We start from the raw sequence: 18,282 nt of genomic DNA, 5'->3' as shown, positions 1-18,282 counted from the left end.
CCAGGCCGTCCCGGTACCCGTGCCCCGGCGGGCCGCTCCGCGCGTGCCCCGGGCGGCGGTCCGTCACCGGCGAGGTGTCCCGGTCCCCGACCGGAGGGGCGCCCCGTTCGGCCGCCGCAGGTCAGCCGCCTCGCCGCGCGCGCCCTGCCGAGGGGTGGCGGCTGTGGCAGGCTGGGCGAAAGGCCCGCTCCGGTCGCCTCCGCCGCCGGTCCGCCCCGGCGCCGCACCACCCCGTACCCCTCACCCGCCGTACGAGAAGGGACCACGCCCATGGCCGTCGAACCGCTGGAGCCCGAGGAGATCGAGGCACGGCTGGCGGAGCTGCCCGGCTGGTCGCTGGACGGCGACCGCCTCGCCCGCACCTACCGGCTCGGCACCCACTTCGCGGCGACCGCGATGGTCGTGCACATCGCCCAGGTGCAGGAGGAGCTCGGCCACCACTCCGACCTCACCCTCGGCTACAACACGATCGCCCTCACCGTGAACACCCACAGCGTCGGCGGCGCCGTCACCGCACTCGACTTCGGCCTCGCCCGCAGGGTCGAGGAACTCGCGCCGGGACACGGGGCGAGCTGATCCCCGTGCTGGACTACGACAAGGAAGCCGACCGGTACGACGCGACGCGGGGCGGCGAACCACGGGCCGCCGCGGCCGCCGCCGCCGTGCTCGCGCTGATCCCCCTGGGAGCCCGGGGCCTGCTCGACATGGCCTGCGGCACCGGCACCGTGACGAGCAGGATCACCGCCGGGCGCCCGGGGCTGAGGGTGACGGGAGTGGACGCGGCCCACGGCATGACACGCCGGGCGGCGGAACGCGTCCCGGGAGCCGTCGTCCGCGCCGACGCCCGTCGGCTTCCCTTCCCGGAACGCTTGTTCGACGCCGTGAGCGCCGTCTGGCTGCTCCATCTGCTGGACGACGCGCGCCCCGTCGTCGCCGAGGCCGCGCGCGTCCTGCGTCCCGGCGGCGTGTTCGTCACCACCGTCGACAAGGCCGCGGCCCACTACGTCGGCAGCGACATCGACGCGTTGACCGCGGACTGCCGCGCCGGACACGCCGAGGACGCGGCCGAGCGCGTCACCCGGTACGCCGCCGGACACGGCCTGGTCCCGGGCGGTACGGCCCTCTTCCGCGGCCACGGCCAGGGCAGCACCCCGCGCCGCGTGGCCCAGTACATCCGCAGCGGGCGGCTCTACGCGGCTGGCGGACCCCGGCTGGCCGATCGCGTCGAGACCCTGCCGGGCCCCGATGTCCCGCGCCGCGAACCGGACTTCACCCTGCTGGCTTTCCGCAGGGCCTGATCCGGAGCCCTGGGCGCCCGGTCCCCGGCTCCGGTCGCCCCGGCGTCAGGCCGTCCGACGGCGTGTGAACTCCATCGTCCAGTTGGTCAGCCAGGTGTTCTCCCCGTCCAGCGAGAACGCCTGCTCCCAGCGGGCCGTCGTCTCCGAGATCCCCGACCACACGAACCGCACCCGCACGTCCTTCCCGTCATGGGTGTCGTCGCCGTGGAACTCGCCGCGCCCGTCCGGTCCGAACCGCCCGAGCACGGGCGGGAACAGCCGGCCGCTGCGGCTGGACGACCAGTTCAGCGACCACCGCTCGGTCTCCACGTCGAAGAGCCGCAGCGTCAGCCCCGTCCACCCCTGGTCCGGCACGTCGATCTCGTCGATGTTCGCCGCACCGCCGAACAGGCTCCAACAGCGGCTGACCGCGGGGAACTCCTCCCAGCCGCTCTCCGGGTCGAGGAAGTCGGTACGGCGGCGGTTGGCGACGTCCCACTCTCCGTGGAGGAAGTCGAAGCCGTGCGCGGCCGAGGTGGTGTCGTGGACGTCGTTCATGCGCGGTCCCCCGTGGTTCCTTCGGGCAGCGAGTCGGCCAAGTAGGCGTCGAGGTCGGGTACTTCGGGGGCGAGCAGATGCCGTACCCAGGCGTCCCGCTCGTGCAGGACCGGCGGCAGCTCCCAGACGCAGCCGATCCACGGGCGTTCCGTGACGACGAAGTTCGCCGGGTCCCGGTCGGGGCAGCCGAGCACCGGCTGGCCCGCGGCGGCGCCCCGGAAGTGCAGGACGTTGTCCCAGACCCAGCTGTAGGCGTTGAGGTAGGCGCTGCCGTCGCCGCCCCGGTGCAGGACGGTGAACGTGGCGGGCGGGGTGCCGTCCGGCTCGGGAAGCAGCCGCGGCAGCATCGCGTACGCCGCCCGTTCGATCTCTGCTTCGATGCCGGCCGGGTCCGCGGTCACGTGGTACCGCTTGATCCGTCGTCCCGCGATCTCGATGGGCGGCGGCACGGTCAGGAGTTTCTCCTTGAAGGCCCCGGAGGCAGCGGAAGGCGGGGAGGTGGCTGAAGTCATGGCAGGACGCTAGGCCCGCTCCACTGACATCCTGTGTCAGTGAAGTCCAGCCGTCTCGTCTCGATCCTGCTGCTGCTCCAGACCCGCGGCAGGCTCACCGCCGCCCAGCTCGCCGAGGAACTGGAGGTGTCGGTCCGGACGGTGTACCGCGACGTCGAGGCGCTGAGCGCGGCCGGCGTTCCGCTGTACGGCGACGCGGGGCACGCGGGCGGCTACCGGCTGCTCGACGGCTACCGCACCCGTCTCACCGGCCTCACCACCGAGGAGGCCGAGGCGCTGTTCCTCGCCGGTGTGCCCGGACCCGCCGCCGAACTCGGACTGGGCTCCGTGCTCGCCGCGGCCCAGCTCAAGGTGCGTGCCGCCCTTCCGCGCGAACTGCGCGAGCACGCGGACCGGGTGAGCGGCCGCTTCCACCTGGACGCGCCGGGCTGGTACGCGGACGCCGACGAGACCCCGTACCTCACCGCCGTCGCCGACGCGGTCTGGAACGGCCGGGTCCTGGACGTCCGTTACCGCCGCTGGCGCGAACCCACCGACGTGGAGCGCCGTCTGGAACCGTACGGACTCGTCCTGAAGGCGGGACGCTGGTACGTCGTCGCCGGGCCGGGCCCGCGCACGTTCCGGGTGGATCAGATCCTCGAACTGAACGTGTCCGACGCGGAGTTCACCCGGCCCGAGGGATTCGACCTGGTGACGTACTGGACGGCGTACCAGCGGGAGTTCCACGAGCGGCTGCACCGGGGCGAAGCGGTCGTGCGGATCGCGCCCGGAACCCTTCCGGACGGTCCCGTCGGCCGAGCCGTGGCGGCCGACGGCACCGTGGACGAGGACGGTTGGATCCGTGCCACCGTCCCCGTGGAATCCCTGGACCGGGCCCATGACGACTTCCTGCGGCTCGGAACGGCCGTCGAGGTCCTGGAACCGCCCGAACTGCGCGCCCGCATCGCGGAGACCGTCGCCGAGCTGGCCCGCAGATACGCGTAGGGGCATCCGGAGGCCTTCCACGTTCGGGTGACACTCGGCTGAGTGACGCCCGGCCGATCCGCGCACCCGGCCGACGCACCGCCGCTAGCGTCCGGACCCCGACACCGCGTCAGTCCCGGGGGATCCATGCGCAGCTCCGTCACCGCCCTGCTCGCCGCCGCCGGGCTCACGCTCGCCGGCTGCTCCGGTCTCGGCGGCGACAGCGGGCCCGGCGGGCGGCCCGCCTCCGCGGAGGCGGTCGCGCAGGCCCACCGGGCCTGCGTGGACGCCTGGGTCGGGGTCATGTCGGCGGACGACTACGACGTCGGCGAGAGCGTCGACTCCCGGCCCGGTACGTGCGACCGGCTGCCGGATCAGCTGAGGATGTTCTCGGAGGCCGAGCTGGAGCGGGCCACGCGGAACCGGAGGTCCGTGGACGCCTGCGTCGCGGACCCTTCGTGCGAGTCCTGGCCACTGACATCACCGTGACGAGCGCGGGACCCCTGTCCCGGAGCCCGGGACGGCCGCCCGGACAGGCCTCCCGCATCGGCGCTCCGAAGGCGTTGTCAGTGGCCGTCGCTACGCTGGTCCCATCAAGCATTCAACGACGAACAAGTCGGGGATGCTGCTGAAGCCCTGCCCCGGCGTGATGCACCGGGGCAGGGCTCGCTGCTGTCGGGAGCCGTCGTACCCGTTCTCCGGCGGACCGTCAGCTGTACGTCCAGCGCCACCCGCCGGAGCGGTACGCGCACGTGATCCTGGTGCCGCCCGCGGTGGTCGTGCTGGCGCCGTGGTCGCTGTTGCGGCAGTACTGGCCGGCCGAGTAGCAGTTGCCCGCGTTGGAGGTGATCGAGCAGGTGCCGACACTGGTTCCGGAGCCGCCGCTGCCACCGGAACCGCTGCTGCCCGAGCCGCTGTGCGAGGCGGCTCGCGCGGTGACGGTGACCTTCACCTTCACCTTGACCGTCTTCGTCGCGGTCACCGTCGGCGTCGGCTCCGGCTCGGCGGTCACCGTCGCGGTCGCGGTCGTCGTGGTGGTGACGGTGGGGGCGGGCCGCACCTTCTCGGCCGCGGCCTTCGTGGCCGCGGTCTTCTGTCCGCCGTCGCCGCTGTCACTGCCGCCGGCGCCGACGCCGAGGAAGAAGGCGAACGCGATCGACGGCAGCACGTAGCGCTTGCGCGCCCAACGGGGCCGGCTCGGCTGCGGTGCCGGTCCGGGCGGCACAGGCTGCCGCCCGGATCCGAACGGCGGCTGGCTGTACGACATGGTCCCCCCAAGGGATGGTTCGTGATGGGGTGACGATAGCGAGACATGTGAAGGAAGTGTGAGTACTGGGTGAACGAGGTGACGCATTTGTGATCGTCTCGAGAGCCCCGGTCGCTCGGGGGCGCGTGTCCGGCCGGGTGTGCGACCCGTGGACCACGCGCTCCCGAGACGGTGGGGCGAGGGCTCAACTCACCGCGCAGGTCCGGTCCCCCATCCTGAAGGCCGCCGGTTTCGTGTTCGTCCCCGTCCAGCTCCCGGTGAAGCCGAAGCCGACCGTCGAACCCGCCGCGACGTTCGCGTTCCAGCCGAGGCTCTTGGCGCTCACCGCCGCGCCCGACTGCGTGTGGTCCGCGTTCCACAACTGGGTGACCTTCTGGCCGTCGGCGAACGACCAGTCCAGGGTCCAGCCGGTCCAGGCGGCGGAGCCCGTGTTGGTCAGCGACACGTCGGCCTGGAAGCCGCCCTGCCACTGGTTCGCGATCTTGTACGTCACCGAGCAGGCTCCGGTCGGCGGAGGTGTCGGATCCGTACCGCCGCCCCCGTCACCGCCCCCGCCGTCCGACGTGTCGCCGTAGACGATCCCGCGCCCGTTCGTCGCGACGTACACGCGTCCGTAGACCCGTGGGTCCCCGGTGACGGCCGCGCCGGTCCAGCCCCACTGGTGGGCGTCGTCGTTGACGCGGGTCCAGCTCGCGCCCTTGTCCGTCGACCGGAAGATCCCGCGGACGCCCCCGATCTTCGCGCTGGTGTAGAGCGTCTGGTACGAGGATCCGGTCGCCGCCTTGCCGAAGCCGATCGTGTCGGCCTGGTCGACGTTCGACAGCTTGGCGAAGGTCGCGCCGGAGTCCGTCGAGTGCCACAGCCCGTACGCTCCGTCGCTCGCGCCGCCCGCCAGCCACACGTCGCCCTTCGTGCCGGGCAGCGCCTTGAAGCGGGCGCTGTCCCCGGCCGGCAGGTTGGCTGCCGCGGACGCCGTGAAGGTCGCCCCGCCGTCCGAACTGACGTAGAAACTGCCGGACTTGAAGCCGTAGAAGGTCTTGGGGTCGACCCGGTCCGACTCGACGACCGCGCCGGCGGGGATGCCGGTCGACGCCGACCACGACGTACCGAACCCGGTGGTGTACTGCACGCCGGTGCCCGCCGGGCTCCACACGAAGCGGCTGCCGTCCGGGGCCGCGGCGACCGTGCCGCCGCCGGTGACGCCCGAAGGGTCGCTGCCCGCGAACCAGTTGGCGCCGTTGTCCGTCGAGAACCCGATGTGCGGACCGGAGTCGAGGTTTCCGACACGCACCACCGTGTTCGGGTCGGTCTCGGCGTAGTCGAGGCTGGTCGTGGTGGTGAGGTTCGGCGAGGTGTACATCATCGAGGGGACCTTGGTCAGATCCGTGTGCCGGAATCCGCCGATGTCGCCGAGCGCGCTCAGCAGGGGGGCGCCCGACGGGGGAGAGGCGAGGTCGTTGACGGCCGTCTCCTCGAGGCCCTGGACCATGGGCTTGACGGTGAACTGACCGCCACTGTCCCAGTCGGTGAGGTTCTCGGTGCCGTAGACCGTCGCGCCCGTCCCGTACATCATCCGGGCCGAGTCGAATGGGTCGATCTCCAGGCCCTCGGTCATCCAGCCGAGTTTGGGGGTCTGTTCGGGCGGTGAGGGGTTCGCGCCGAAGGTCAGCCAGGGCACGGAGGAGACGTCGATCGTGTAGCGGTTCGAACGGTTCGGGTAGGAGGTGTAGTCCCACGCCTTCGTCCAGGTGCCGCCGCTGTCCGTGGACCGGAAGATCTGGGTGTCCGGCCACCAGGAGCTGTACGCTGTCGCCATCACGGTCCCCGGGTGCTGCCGGTCGATCGTCAGCCCGCTGAAGCCGTAGTAGGTGTCGGCCTCCGCCACCGGGCTGATGTTCGTCCACGCCCCCGTCCTCGTCGCGTACCGCCACACCTGGCCCTTGCCGCCGTCGTACGGGCCGCCCTTGTCGCTGTAGGCGAGATAGAGGTAGCCGTTCACCGCGTCGAGGACGCCCTTGTGGGCGAGGTAGCCGGTCGGCTGCCCCGCGAGCCGGGACCAGGTCGTCCCGCCGTCCGTCGAGCGGTAGACCGCGTTGTCCTTGTCGGCGACCCCCACGTAGACCGTCTGCGTGGCGCTTCCCCGGGTGCCGGTCGACTCGTCGAAGGTGACCCAGACGACGCCCTGGTTGTCGGAGGCGTAGCCGCTGGTGTCGGTGGGGTCCTGGACGTAGTTGCCCACGTTGGGGAACGCCGTGACCTGCGACCAGCTCGCCCCGGAGTCCGTGGAGCGCCACAGACCCTTGCCGCTGGGCGCCCCGAGGTAGAGCACGCTGTTCTTGTTCGGGTCCACGGCCAGCCGCTCGCCCGTGCCCCGTCCGGGCATGTTGCCGCCCAGCTTGAACGGCAGGTCGGCCTTCTGCCAGCTCGCCCCGCGGTCCGAGGAGCGCAGGACGGCTCCGTTCGTCGGGTCCCAGCCGTTGGTGTACGTGCCGACGGCCGCGTACACCTTGTCCGGGTCGACGGAGTCGGAGGCGAGGCTGACGACGCCGGTGTGGCCCCACTCGTTCCAGCCGACGGAGTCCAGCAGCGGGGTCCAGCTCTTCGTCGCCTGGACCCAGCGGTAGGCGCCGCCGATGTCGGTGCGGGCGTAGGCGAGGTTCTTTTCGGAGCGGTTGAAGACGATGCCGGGGACGAAGCCGCCGCCGTCGACGCGCGCGTTCTTCCAGGTGTACGTGTCCGCCGCGAGCGTCGTGGTGGGGGTGCTCGCGGCCAGCGCGGGCGGGGTGCCGGCCAACAGCCCGGCGGCGAGGGCGAGTACGGCCGTGAGGATGCGTGTTCTTCGCACGGGGGGAGTCCTCTCCGGTGCACGGGACGAGCGGGGAAGGGGGCAAGTGATGGCCGGGCGGCCCTCAGTGCGGTGAGGGACCGCCCGGCCGGTGGCCCTGCCGTCAGGGACAGGACCGCGTACCCGGAGCCACAGCGGGGACTATTCGAGAAGCTCCGCGTACGAGCCCATGGCGAGGGCGATGTCCGCCTGCGCCCAGAACCGGTGGTACGTGAAGACGGGCGCGGCGCCGCCCGCCAGATAGGCCTGGATCTTCGACCAGGCCGGGTCGTTCTTGTAGAAGGAGCGCAGCGAGGCGAAGGTGGAGGAGGAGTTGATCGCGTCGCCGTTCGGCATGGTGCCGCTGAAGGTGCTCGGCACGTACACGCTGTCGTTGAAGCGGTTGTAGTCGGCGCGGGTCTCCGGGACGGCCACGCCGAGGGCGTCCTGGTAGTTGTTCCACATGCCGTCCAGGAGCGCCTTGGCCGTCGTCTTCGCCTGGGTGTTGCCGGACCTGGCGGCGTAGTACGACAGGGTCTTGGCGTACGCGGCGGCCACGCCCACGTCGTTCGTGTAGTCGGCGACGGTCACGTGGAGCCCGCTGTTGGAGCCGGGACTCGACGCGTTCCAGGTGTCCGGGGCACCGGACCACTGGAGGGTGGAGGGGATCCGGTAGGTGCCGTCGGGGTTGATCGTGGTCTTGGACAGCGCCCACGCGACCCACTTGTCGAGGACCGTCTTGGCGTTCGCGTTCCCCGTCTGCTGGTAGTACTCGGCGACCCGCTCCATGGACCACGCCTGGAAGCCGAACCACTGGTTGGACGGTGGGTCGTGGTACACCGGCTGCTGGTCGTAGTACATGCCGTAGAAGGTCGGCGTCCCGGTGGGAGGCGTCGCGTAACGGCCCGCCCAGCTGTTGGTCGCGCCGCCCGCGATGGCGCCCTCGCTCGACTGGAGCCAGCGGTAGAACTCCAGCTGCCGGGTCAGCGAGGTGGCCCAGTCCGAGGCGCCCGTCGCCGACTTGGGCTTCAGGTCGGCGTTGGTGCTGAGCGCGTAGGCGGCCAGCGGGTTCTGGTAGCCGCCGTGGGTGTGGCTGGAGCCGATGCGCCAGGCCCAGCCCGCCGAGGTGTCGGTCGCGCCGCCCCAGGCGTAGTACCAGGAGAGCAGGTAGTGCGAGGCGTCCTTGCCGGTGCCCGCGGCGCAGGCCGACGGTCCGACGCAATTGCCTATCTTCTTGAAGTACTTGTCGTACATCGCGTAGCGCAGATAGTCGCCCATCTTCGCCGCCTTGCCGACGGTCGCCGACACGTCGGCGCTCCTGCCCTGGGCCTTGGCCCACACGTCGGCCCAGTACGCGGCCTGTACCGCACGCGCGTCGGCGTCCGGGGCGTCCGTGTACTTCCACTGCTTGGCGTACGAGGAGTCCCCGGTGAAGAGGTCCAGGTAGCCGTTCTTGCCGCCGTACTTGAAGGCGTCGCAGGTCGGCTGCGGCACCGTCTCCCACACCGACTCCTGCGCGCCGCGCTGGAAGGTGTTGATGTACGACGGACCGGTGGCGGTCGGACCGGCCTCGCACTTGCCGGGCTCGTTGCCGTAGCCGTAGGTGTTGTCCACGTCCTGGAGCCAGTGCATGCCGTACACGTCGTCCGTGCCGTACGCGCTCTTCAGCTCGCCGGCGATCGGGTCCGAGCCGACCGAGACACCGGTGTCGAGCTTGGCCGGGTACTCGTTCGGGGTGTCCAGCTCGGGCGCGTAGGTGGCCGGCTTGGACGCGTTGTAGAAGGAGTTCGTCGGCTGGTCGGCGTGCGTGGGGATCATGTACGTCTCCATGGTCGACCACGCGGCGTTGAACTTCGACCAGTCGCCGGTGACCTTCCCGTACATCGCCTGGAGCCAGATCAGATAGCTGTACGCCTCGGACGTCGTCTCGTGGCCCTGGTCCGGCGCCTCGACGATCAGCGTCTCCACCGAGTGGTACGGGATGCCCTCGGGGGAGAAGTAGCCGTTCGCCGGGTTGGTGATCTTGCCGTAGAGGTCCAGGAAGCGGGCGTCGTACGCCTTGGTCGCCGCCAGCTCCGTCACGGTGACCGTCGCCTTGGCCTGACCGGTCGCCGAGGCCGTGAAGGTCGCGGACCCGGTGCCCGAGGCGTCGGCGGTGATCGTCACCGTCTGGGCGGTGTTCCAGTTCGACGGGGTGAAGGTCAGACTCGAACCGCCGGTCACCGACAGTCCGGTGTTCCCGTCCGTGCGGGCCACCGCCACCGTCACGTTGGCGCTCGGCTGGGTCGAGAGCTTGACCGTGAACGTCCCCGACTTGCCCTGCTGCACGCCGAGCTGGGTCGGCGAGGCGACGATCGCCGGTCCCGAGGCGACCGTGATGCCGACGGGGGTGGAGGCCGCCGACGCGCCCAGGCTGTCGTAGGCCTTCGCGACGATGGAGTGGGCGCCGACGGAGAGGCCCGACGTCGACAGCGTGTACGGGGAGCTGGTGTCGGTGCCGAGCAGGGTCGTGTCGTCGTAGAACTCGACCTTGGAGACGGTCGCCCCGTCGGCCGCCGCCGCGGTCGCGGCCAGCGGGACGGCGTCGCCCTGGGTGTAGACGGCGCCCGCCGCCGGGCTGGTCAGCACGGTGATCGGCGGTTGGTGCGCCCCGGTGCAGGTGGTGCCGTTGACGGCGTAGGACGCGGGGGCGGTGTTGGTGCCGCTGTAGGTGAACTGCGCGCCGGTGGTGACGGCGGTGCCGGCGGCGATCGTCCCGTTCCAGGCGGCGTTGTTCACGGTCACGTTCTTGCCGGACTGCGACCAGGTGCCGTTCCAGCCGTTGGTGAGGGTCTGGTTGCCCGTGTAGGCGTACGTCAGGGTCCAGCCGTTGATGGCGTCGGTGCCCCGGTTGGTGATGGTCAGATCCGCGGTGAAGCCGGAGCCCCAGTCGTTGGTCTTGTAGTCGACACTGCACTGGACCGTGGCCGCGTGTGCGGGAGTCGTACCGGTCGCCAGAGTCGCGAGCGGGAGGGCCAGGGCCGCCACTACGGCGGTCCACAGGCGCCGTGAACTGCGGCGACGTCTCCATCGAGGGCTGGGATCCATGGTGCTGGTTCCTCCTTGCGGCTCGGAGATTGGGGGGAGGAGCAACAAGCCTTGAACCAGTGGGAGCGCTCCCATATTGGAGAGAGGGGTGTGGGCGGTCAAGGTGCTTGAAGAGTCGAAATGATTCGACAGATCAACTGTGCGACTCCTCTGGGCAACGCGGGCACTTGGCGCTAGCTTCATCCGCACCAGTGGGAGCGGTTCCATCAGTCGACGCGTCCGTCACGGCGCGCCAGAGCTGCAAGGAGTCGCTTCATGCGTCACCCCCCGCGTCTGCCTCTCTTGGTCATCGGCGCCGCCGTCGCCCTCGTGGGCACGGCCGTCGCGCCGGTCGTCACGGCCTCGGGAGCAACTCCCGCGTGCACGGTGGAGTACTCGGTCACCGGCCAGTGGGACACCGGCTTCCAGGGCGCCGTGAAGATCACCAACAACATGGCCGCGCTGAGCGGTTGGAGTCTCGGCTTCGACTTCCCGAACGGTCAGAAGGTCACCCAGGGCTGGAACGCCAAGTGGTCCCAGTCCGGTACGACGGTGACCGCCGCGAACGAGAGCTGGAACGGCTCGCTCGCGAGCGGCGCGAGCGTCAGCGCCGGCTTCCTCGCGTCCTGGTCGGGAAGCAACACGGTGCCGACGGCCTTCCGGCTCAACGGCACCACCTGCAACGTGGACACCCAGCCGACGCCCACCCCCACCCCCACCGATCCGCCTCCGTCCGGCGGTGAGGCACCGAAACTGCACGTCTCGGGCAACAAGCTGGTCGACTCCGTGGGAGCCACCCGCAGGATGCTCGGCGTCAACCGCTCCGGCGGCGAGTTCATGTGCGTCCAGGGCTACGGCTTCTTCGACGGCCCCGTCGACGACGCCTCCGTCGAGGCGATCGCCGACTGGAAGGCCAACACGGTCCGCATCCCGCTGAACGAGGAGTGCTGGCTGGGCCTTTCCAACATCAAGCCGGAGTACGCCGGCGCCAACTACATCGCCGCGGTCAAGGACTTGGTGGCCAAGGTCGAGGCGCACGGCATGACGCCGCTCGTCGAACTGCACTGGACCTACGGCCAGTACACCGGCAACTCGGCGGGCTGCTCCGACGTGCACGCCACCTGCCAGAAACCGATGCCCGACGCGCAGTACACCCCGTCCTTCTGGTCCTCGGTCGCGAGCACCTTCAAGGACGACCCGGCCGTCACCTTCGACCTGTTCAACGAGCCCTACCCGGACCGCGCGACCTCCACGACCACCCAGGCGTGGACCTGCTGGCGCGACGGCGGCACCTGCCCCGGCATCTCCTACGAGGTTGCCGGAATGCAGGACCTGGTCGACGCGGTGCGCGGCACCGGCGCCAAGAACCTGATCCTGGCCGGCGGTCTCGCGTACTCCAACGACCTGAGCCAGTGGCTGACGTACCGGCCCAGCGATCCCACGGGCAATCTCGTCGCCGCGTACCACGTCTACAACTTCAACACCTGCGCGAGCGAGAGCTGCTGGAACTCGACCCTCGCCCCGGTCGCCGCCCAGGTCCCGCTCGTGGCGGGGGAGATCGGCGAGAACACCTGCTCCCACTCGTTCGTCGACACCGTCATGAAGTGGTTCGACGACCGGGGCCTGTCCTACCTCGGGTGGACCTGGAACACCTGGGACTGCTCCTCCGGCCCGTCGCTGATCTCGAACTACGACGGAACCCCGACCGCCTACGGCATCGGGCTGCGCGACCACCTGCGCGCCCTCGACGGATAAGGAACCCCCACATGAGTCGTGCACGAACAGCCGTTCTCGGGGCACTCGCCCTGATCGCCGCGGGGTCGGGTGGAGCCGCCGCCGTCACCGACACCGGCAGCCGCGCCACCGTCACCGTGACCGGCTGAGCGGGTGCGGTCCGCCGGGGGCGGCTCCCCTTCCCCGGCCCCTGGCGGACCGCACACCACCGATGAGCGGTCCCCGGCCTTTCCGCGGGCGCGTCCGGTTCTCCGGCGGCGCCCGCTCCGCCATCCGTTTTCGCCGCTCGTTTTTTACCGTCCGTTTTTGCCGTTCGAGCAACGTGGCTGGCTGTTTCCGGGAGTGGCGGCGCAGGCTGTCCTCATCCCGAGAGAGAGGCTTGTCCCATGGCACAGGACCACGACAGCGGCCCGGCGCACCACCAGGGCGGGGCGCACGACCACGGCCACCACCACGGCCCCGTGCAGGGCCACGGGCACGGCGACTCCCATGCCCACACCCACATGGACTTCGCCCAGATGCTGCCCCTGCTGGTGCAGGAGGCGGAGCTGTTCACCCCGGCGTACGTCCAGGCGGCCGAGTGGCTGCGGGAGCAGCGGCCCGATCCGGGGCTGATCGTGGACGCGGGAAGCGGTCCCGGAGTCATCTCCGGTCTGTTCGCCGAGAAGTTCCCCGGTGCGCGGATCGTCGCGGTGGACGGTGCCGAGCCCCTGCTGGTGGAGGCCCGCGCCCGTGCCGAGCGGCTCGGCTTCGCCGACCGCTTCGGCACGATCGAAGCCGAGCTCTCCGACGGAATCGGTGACTTGGAGTACCCCGCGGACCTGTTGTGGGCGAGCAGGTCGCTGCACCACGTCGGCGACCAGCGGGCCGCGCTCACGGGCTTCGTCCGGAGCCTGGCCCCCGGCGGCACCCTCGCCCTGCTGGAGGGCGGTCTGCCCACGCGTTTCCTCCCGCGCGACACCGGCATCGGCCGGCCCGGCCTGGAGGCCCGTATCGACGCGGTGCACGACGAGTGGTTCACCCGCATGCGGACCGAGCTGCCCGGGTCGGTGGCGGAGACGGAGGACTGGCCCGCCCTGCTCACCTCCGTCGGCCTGCGCCACACGGCGACCCGCACCTTCCTGCTCGACCTGCCCGCCCCGGTCTCGGACGAGGCCCGCGCCTTCGCCGTCACCGCCCTCACGCGCAGGCGCGAGGGGCTCGCCGAAGGGCTCGACGCCGAGGACCTCGCCACGCTCGACCGGCTCCTCGACCCGGACGACAAGGCGAGCGTGCACCACCGCCCGGACGTGTTCGTCCTGACGGCGATGACGGTGTACGTGGGGGTCAAGCCGGAGTAGTCCCGGTGCGGGTCCGCCGGCCGCGAGGGCGGTCGTCGGACCTTGACATCGAGTGCGCTCCAAGTGATGAACTCCCGGAGTTCGCAGCACAGTTGGCCCGCACGGGTCGGACACTCCGGGGAGTACACCATGACCGAATCCGCTGTCGCGCTCATCACCGGAGGCGGAACCGGCATCGGGGCCGCGGTCGCCCGCCGACTGCTCGACGCCGGGCACCGGGTGGCCGTCACCGGTCGCGGTCAGGAGCGGTTGAACGCCTTCGCCGAGGAACTCGGCCGCCCCGAAGGGCTGTTGACGATCGTCGGGCACGCGGCCGAGTACGACCAGGTGCGGGCCGCGGTCGAGGCGACGCTCAAGGCGTTCGGGCGGCTCGACACCGTCGTCGCCAACGCCGGGTTCGCCACCCACGACACGGTCGCGGAGGGGGACCCGGCGGGCTGGTCCGAGATGGTGCTGACCAATGTGCTGGGGCCCGCGCTGCTCATCAGGGCCTCCGTCGACGCGCTGAAGGAGTCGCGCGGACGCATCGTCCTGATCGGCAGTGTCGCCGGGCACGTGAACACGCCCGGCAACCTCTACGGAGCGACCAAGTGGGCGGTGACCGGGCTCGCCGAGAACACCAGGCGCCAGGTCACCGAGTACGGCGTGGGCGTGACGCTGGTCTCGCCCGGCCGGGTGGAGACCCCGTTCTGGGACAGCTACGGCAGCCTGCCGCCGGGGCAGCTCCTGACGGCGGACCAGCTCGCCGACTCGATCGTCTGGGCGGTCGGGCAGCCGGCGGGCGTCGACGTGAACACGGTCGTCGTCCGCCCGGTCGGCCAGCCCGTCTGATCCGTGCCGGGCGGAGGGGGCGGGCGCCCCGTCCCCTCCGCCGGGTCCTCAGTTGTTCGCGAGGAACTGCCTGGCCAGCGAGTCCCCGAGGGACACGGCCGCGCTGTGGCTCTCGATGGGTGACACCTGGGAGTTCTTGAACAATATGTACGTCACGCCGCTGTCGGCCCCGCCCGTCTCCGGGTCCGGGTCGATGCCGAGCGCGTTCGCGGTGGCGTACGACGCCTCGCCGATGATCTTCGTCGGTCCGGTGTCGCCGACCACCGCGTACTCGACCTTGCCGTTGTAGACGACGGCGACCACACCGCCGCCCTTGATCCCCGAACTCGTGTACTTCCAGATGCTGCTGGAGCTCGGCACGACGACGTAGGGCAGCGAGTCGGCGCGCAGCGCCCGGCCGTCGGACTGGTGGAAGGCGGTGTCGTCCTGGAACCAGGGATCGGTGTCGGCATTGCACTTGGCGGTGACCTGGCCGTCGCAGTCGACGTCCATGTCGGCCTTCCAGAACACGGCGCCGTTCTTGCCGCAGACGGGGATCGTGGCCGAGGTCTCGTCGTCCGTCCTGTACTTGCCGTTCGAGATCTGCGAACAGGACGTCACCTTGGCGAGGAGGGCGGACGCGCTGACCGAACCCTCCTGCGCCGAGCGGGGCGCGGTGGTTCCGGAGGCGTTCGCGGGGAGTGCGGCGACGGCGAGCAGCGCCGCTCCGGTGGCCGCGGACAGGGTCAGTGTTCGAGTGCGCACTGTGGGGGACCCTTCTGTTAGGAAACTTTCCTTACCGGGTTGCCTACAAGGTGGCCCCGCTTGCATGAGCGCGTCAAGACTTGTTCCCGGGTTGGTCCGGTCCAAGGGCACGAAAAAGCCGTCGGCCCGGATGCGGTGAGCATCCGGGCCGACGGCTTCGGTGCCGTTCGGACGCGGCCGGCCCGGCTGGTGCCGAACGTGACCGGAACGGTCAGCCGATGTCGAACGCGGCCGGGTCGGGCCCGATCCGGCGGTCCTCGTTCAGGGCCGAGATCGCCGCGATGTCCTCGGCGTCCAGCGAGAAGTCGAAGACGTCGATGTTCTCCTTGATCCGGGACGGGGTCACGGACTTGGGGATCACGACGTTGCCCAGCTGGAGGTGCCACCGCAGGACGATCTGGGCCGGGGAGCGGCCGTGCTTCTGGGCGATGGCGACGATCGCCGGGACCTCCAGGAGCCCCTTGCCCTGGCCCAGCGGCGACCAGGCCTCGGTCGCGATGCCCTGCTCGGCGTGGAACTCGCGGGCCGCGCGCTGCTGGAGGTGCGGGTGCAGCTCGATCTGGTTGACGGCCGGGATGACGGACGTCTCGTCGATCAGTCTCGCCAGGTGCTCCGGCAGGAAGTTCGAGGTGCCGATGGCCTTGGCGCGGCCGTCGGCGTAGATCTTCTCCAGGGCCCTGAACGTGTCGACGTAACGGTCCCGGGACGGTGTCGGCCAGTGGATCAGATACAGGTCGACGTGGTCCAGGCCGAGCTTCTCCAGCGAGGTGTCGAAGGCGCGCAGCGTGGAGTCGTACCCCTGGTCGCTGTTCCAGAGCTTGGTGGTGACGAAGAGCTCCTCGCGGGCGATGCCGGAGGCGTTCACGGCCTTGCCGGTGCCCTCTTCGTTGCCGTAGATCGCCGCTGTGTCGATGCTGCGGTACCCGGACTCCAGCGCGGTGGCGACCGCCCGCTCCGCCTCGTCGTCCGGCACCTGCCACACGCCGAAGCCCAGCTGCGGCATCTCGACGCCGTTGTTCAGGATGATCGGGGGGACCTTGCTCACGAGCTCTCGATCCTTCAGTCGTCGGGTGGTACTCGTATGGTCAACGATCACGGGCCGTGATGCATTCCTGACCGGGCTCCGTGCGCGGCCAATCGAAGATTGGCTGAAATAGTCCGATCAATCACGCGGTTGCTTGCGCCGGAGACCGATCCGGGTCCCGCGCACCCGCTCCGCGGTCCGTCCGCGACCACGTCCGGTACACGCCCGCTCCGGGGTCCGTCCGTGACCACTCCCGGTACACGCCCGTGGCGCGGTCCGTCCGCGACTACGTCCGGTACAGTGCCTCGACCTCCGCCGAGTACGCCTTCTCGATCGCCCTGCGCTTCAGCTTCAGCGACGGCGTCAGCAGGCCGTGCTCCTCGGTGAACTGGTTGGCCAGGATCCGGAAGGTGCGGATCGACTCGGCCTGCGAGACCAGCGTGTTCGCGGCGACCACGGCACGCCGCACCTCGGTCTCCAGGTCGGGATCGCGCACCAGGTCGCCGGCGGACAGCGGCGGCTTGCCGCGCATCTGGAGCCAGTGCTCGACGGCCTCGGAGTCGAGGGTGACGAGCGCGGCGACGTACGGCCGGTCGTTGCCGACCACGATGCACTGCGCGACCAGCGGATGGTCGCGCACCCGCTCCTCCAGCGCGCCCGGCGAGACGCTCTTGCCGCCGGAGGTCACCAGGATCTCCTTCTTGCGCCCGGTGATCGTGAGGTAGCCGTCCTCGTCCAGGGACCCGAGATCGCCGGTGGCGAGCCAGCCGTCGTGCAGGGTGGCGTCGGTGGCCTTGTCGTTGTTCAGGTAGCCCTGGAACACGTTGCCGCCGTTCAGCCAGATCTCGCCGTCGTCCGCGATGTGCACGGTGGTGCCGGGGATCGCCTGGCCGACGGTGCCGAACCGGGTGCGCTCGGGCGGGTTGGCGGTGGCGGCGGCCGTGGACTCGGTGAGCCCGTACCCCTCGTAGACGGTGACGCCCGCGCCCGCGAAGAACAGCCCGAGCCGCCGGTCCATCGCCGAACCACCGGACATCGCGTGCCGGACCCGGCCGCCCATCGCGGCCCGCACCTTGGAGTAGACGAGCTTGTCGAGGACCTGGTGCTGCATGCGCAGGCTCGCCGAGGGACCGGGGCCGGTGCCCCACGCCTTGGACTCGACGGCCTCCGCGTAGCGCACGGCGACGTCCACGGCCTTCTCGAAGGGGCCGGCCTTGCCCTCCCTCTCGGCCTTGCGGCGGGCGGAGTTGAAGACCTTCTCGAAGATGTACGGCACGGCCAGGAAGAAGGTGGGCCGGAACGCGGCGAGGTCCGGCAGCAGGGCGGACGCGTTCAGCTGGGGCTGGTGCCCGAACTTGACCCTCCCGCGGAACGCGGCGATCTGCACCATCCGCCCGAAGACGTGCGCGAGCGGCAGGAACAGCAGGGTGCTCGCCTCGTCGCCGCGCTTGGAGTGGAACACGGGCTCCCAGCGCGCGATGACGGTGTCCGCCTCGAACATGAAGTTCCCGTGCGAGATGACACAGCCCTTGGGGCGTCCCGTCGTGCCCGAGGTGTAGATGATCGTCGCGGTCGACTCGGGGGTCACGGCGCGGCGGTGCCGGTGGACCACCTCGTCGTCGAGGTGCGCGCCCGCCTCGTACAGCTCGTGCACCGCGCCCACGTCGAGCTGCCACAGCTTGTGCAGCTGGGGCAGCCGGTCGACGACCGTGGCGATGGTCATGGCGTGGTCCTCGTGCTCCACCATGACGGCCGACACCTGCGCGTCGTGCAGCATCCAGAAGACCTGCTCGGCGGAGGACGTGGGGTAGATGGGCACGACCTGGGCACCGATCGTCCACAGGGCGAAGTCGAAGAGGGTCCACTCGTAGCGGGTGCGGCACATGATGGCGACCCGGTCGTTGAAGCGGATGCCCTGCGCCAGCATGCCCTTGGCGAGCGCCAGGACCTCGTCCCGGAACTCGGCCGAGGTGACGTCGCGCCACTGTCCCCGCTCGTCCTTGCGGCCGAGGGCGACGTGGAGCGGGTCCACCCGGGCGTATTCGAACACGGCGTCGGCCAGGCCGCCCACCGGCGGCGCCGACGCCAACGGGGGGTTGGTGAACTCTCGCAATCCCGCTCCTCGTGGCCTCCGCACAGCGC

General features: G+C 70.8%; 15 protein-coding genes. 7 read left to right on the top strand and 8 right to left on the bottom strand.

Annotation, left to right across the window (positions count from 1 at the left end; translation table 11 throughout):
- Positions 1-270 precede the first annotated feature (270 nt).
- Both CW362_RS29215 and CW362_RS29210 read left to right on the top strand, forming a co-directional pair.
- Positions 271-576, top strand: a complete 306-nt coding sequence (locus CW362_RS29215; protein ID WP_103552604.1) for a 4a-hydroxytetrahydrobiopterin dehydratase — start codon at positions 271-273, stop codon at positions 574-576.
- Positions 577-581: 5 nt separating this feature from the next.
- Positions 582-1,298 (top strand): class I SAM-dependent methyltransferase, encoded by a 717-nt coding sequence (locus CW362_RS29210; protein ID WP_103552603.1) that lies wholly within the window; start codon positions 582-584, stop codon positions 1,296-1,298.
- A gap of 45 nt (positions 1,299-1,343) precedes the next feature.
- On the opposite strand, the gene CW362_RS29205 is transcribed toward CW362_RS29210, so the two are convergent.
- Together CW362_RS29205 and CW362_RS29200 are read right to left on the bottom strand one after the other, a co-directional pair.
- The gene (locus tag CW362_RS29205) at positions 1,344-1,835 is read right to left on the bottom strand and encodes a hypothetical protein (RefSeq protein ID WP_103552602.1); all 492 of its coding nucleotides are present in this window, start codon (positions 1,833-1,835) and stop codon (positions 1,344-1,346) included.
- Positions 1,832-2,347: a hypothetical protein gene (locus CW362_RS29200; RefSeq protein ID WP_103552601.1), complete on the bottom strand. Its 516-nt coding sequence runs from the start codon at positions 2,345-2,347 to the stop codon at positions 1,832-1,834. The genes CW362_RS29205 and CW362_RS29200 overlap by 4 nt, the downstream gene beginning before the upstream one ends.
- Positions 2,348-2,386: 39 nt before the next feature.
- Between CW362_RS29200 and CW362_RS29195 the strand changes: the two genes are divergently transcribed.
- Both CW362_RS29195 and CW362_RS29190 read left to right on the top strand, forming a co-directional pair.
- A complete protein-coding gene (locus CW362_RS29195) occupies positions 2,387-3,331 on the top strand; it encodes a helix-turn-helix transcriptional regulator (RefSeq protein WP_103552600.1) in 945 nt (314 codons plus the stop codon).
- A 126-nt stretch (positions 3,332-3,457) separates the two neighbouring features.
- The gene (locus CW362_RS29190; protein WP_103552599.1) at positions 3,458-3,799 is read left to right on the top strand and encodes a hypothetical protein; all 342 of its coding nucleotides are present in this window, start codon (positions 3,458-3,460) and stop codon (positions 3,797-3,799) included.
- A 220-nt stretch (positions 3,800-4,019) separates the two neighbouring features.
- On the opposite strand, the gene CW362_RS29185 is transcribed toward CW362_RS29190, so the two are convergent.
- From CW362_RS29185 to CW362_RS29175, 3 genes are all read right to left on the bottom strand, one after another.
- Positions 4,020-4,577 (bottom strand): hypothetical protein, encoded by a 558-nt coding sequence (locus tag CW362_RS29185; protein WP_240658093.1) that lies wholly within the window; start codon positions 4,575-4,577, stop codon positions 4,020-4,022.
- 184 nt (positions 4,578-4,761) lie between these two features.
- Positions 4,762-7,422, bottom strand: a complete 2,661-nt coding sequence (locus CW362_RS29180) for a cellulose binding domain-containing protein (protein WP_103552598.1) — start codon at positions 7,420-7,422, stop codon at positions 4,762-4,764.
- 141 nt (positions 7,423-7,563) lie between these two features.
- Positions 7,564-10,488 carry a glycoside hydrolase family 48 protein gene (locus tag CW362_RS29175; RefSeq protein WP_103552597.1) on the bottom strand — a complete coding sequence of 975 codons (2,925 nt, stop codon included), beginning with the start codon at positions 10,486-10,488 and terminating at the stop codon, positions 7,564-7,566.
- A 255-nt stretch (positions 10,489-10,743) separates the two neighbouring features.
- On the opposite strand from CW362_RS29175, the gene CW362_RS29170 reads away from it, so the two are divergent.
- From CW362_RS29170 to CW362_RS29160, 3 genes are all read left to right on the top strand, one after another.
- Positions 10,744-12,222 (top strand): cellulase family glycosylhydrolase, encoded by a 1,479-nt coding sequence (locus tag CW362_RS29170; protein ID WP_103552596.1) that lies wholly within the window; start codon positions 10,744-10,746, stop codon positions 12,220-12,222.
- Positions 12,223-12,587: 365 nt separating this feature from the next.
- Complete coding sequence (locus tag CW362_RS29165; protein ID WP_103552595.1) at positions 12,588-13,541, top strand: class I SAM-dependent methyltransferase; 954 nt, start codon at positions 12,588-12,590, stop codon at positions 13,539-13,541.
- Between the two features lie 129 nt (positions 13,542-13,670).
- Complete coding sequence (locus tag CW362_RS29160; RefSeq protein ID WP_103552594.1) at positions 13,671-14,372, top strand: SDR family oxidoreductase; 702 nt, start codon at positions 13,671-13,673, stop codon at positions 14,370-14,372.
- 48 nt (positions 14,373-14,420) lie between these two features.
- Here the strand turns inward: CW362_RS29160 and CW362_RS29155 are convergent, their stop codons facing one another.
- The 3 genes from CW362_RS29155 to CW362_RS29145 all read right to left on the bottom strand — a co-directional run bounded on the left by CW362_RS29155 (position 14,421) and on the right by CW362_RS29145 (position 18,253).
- Complete coding sequence (locus CW362_RS29155) at positions 14,421-15,116, bottom strand: glycoside hydrolase family 75 protein (RefSeq protein WP_103552593.1); 696 nt, start codon at positions 15,114-15,116, stop codon at positions 14,421-14,423.
- 211 nt (positions 15,117-15,327) lie between these two features.
- Entirely contained in the window at positions 15,328-16,119 is a 792-nt protein-coding gene (locus CW362_RS29150) for an aldo/keto reductase (RefSeq protein ID WP_103552607.1), read from the bottom strand.
- 307 nt (positions 16,120-16,426) lie between these two features.
- Positions 16,427-18,253 carry an AMP-dependent synthetase/ligase gene (locus CW362_RS29145; RefSeq protein WP_103552592.1) on the bottom strand — a complete coding sequence of 609 codons (1,827 nt, stop codon included), beginning with the start codon at positions 18,251-18,253 and terminating at the stop codon, positions 16,427-16,429.
- Positions 18,254-18,282 lie beyond the last annotated feature (29 nt).

It is taken from the genome of Streptomyces populi (genome assembly GCF_002911015.1).
GTDB lineage: Bacteria > Actinomycetota > Actinomycetes > Streptomycetales > Streptomycetaceae > Streptomyces > Streptomyces populi.
Note: the sequence above shows the minus strand (reverse complement) of the source record. Positions and strands in the feature narration are given on the sequence as shown.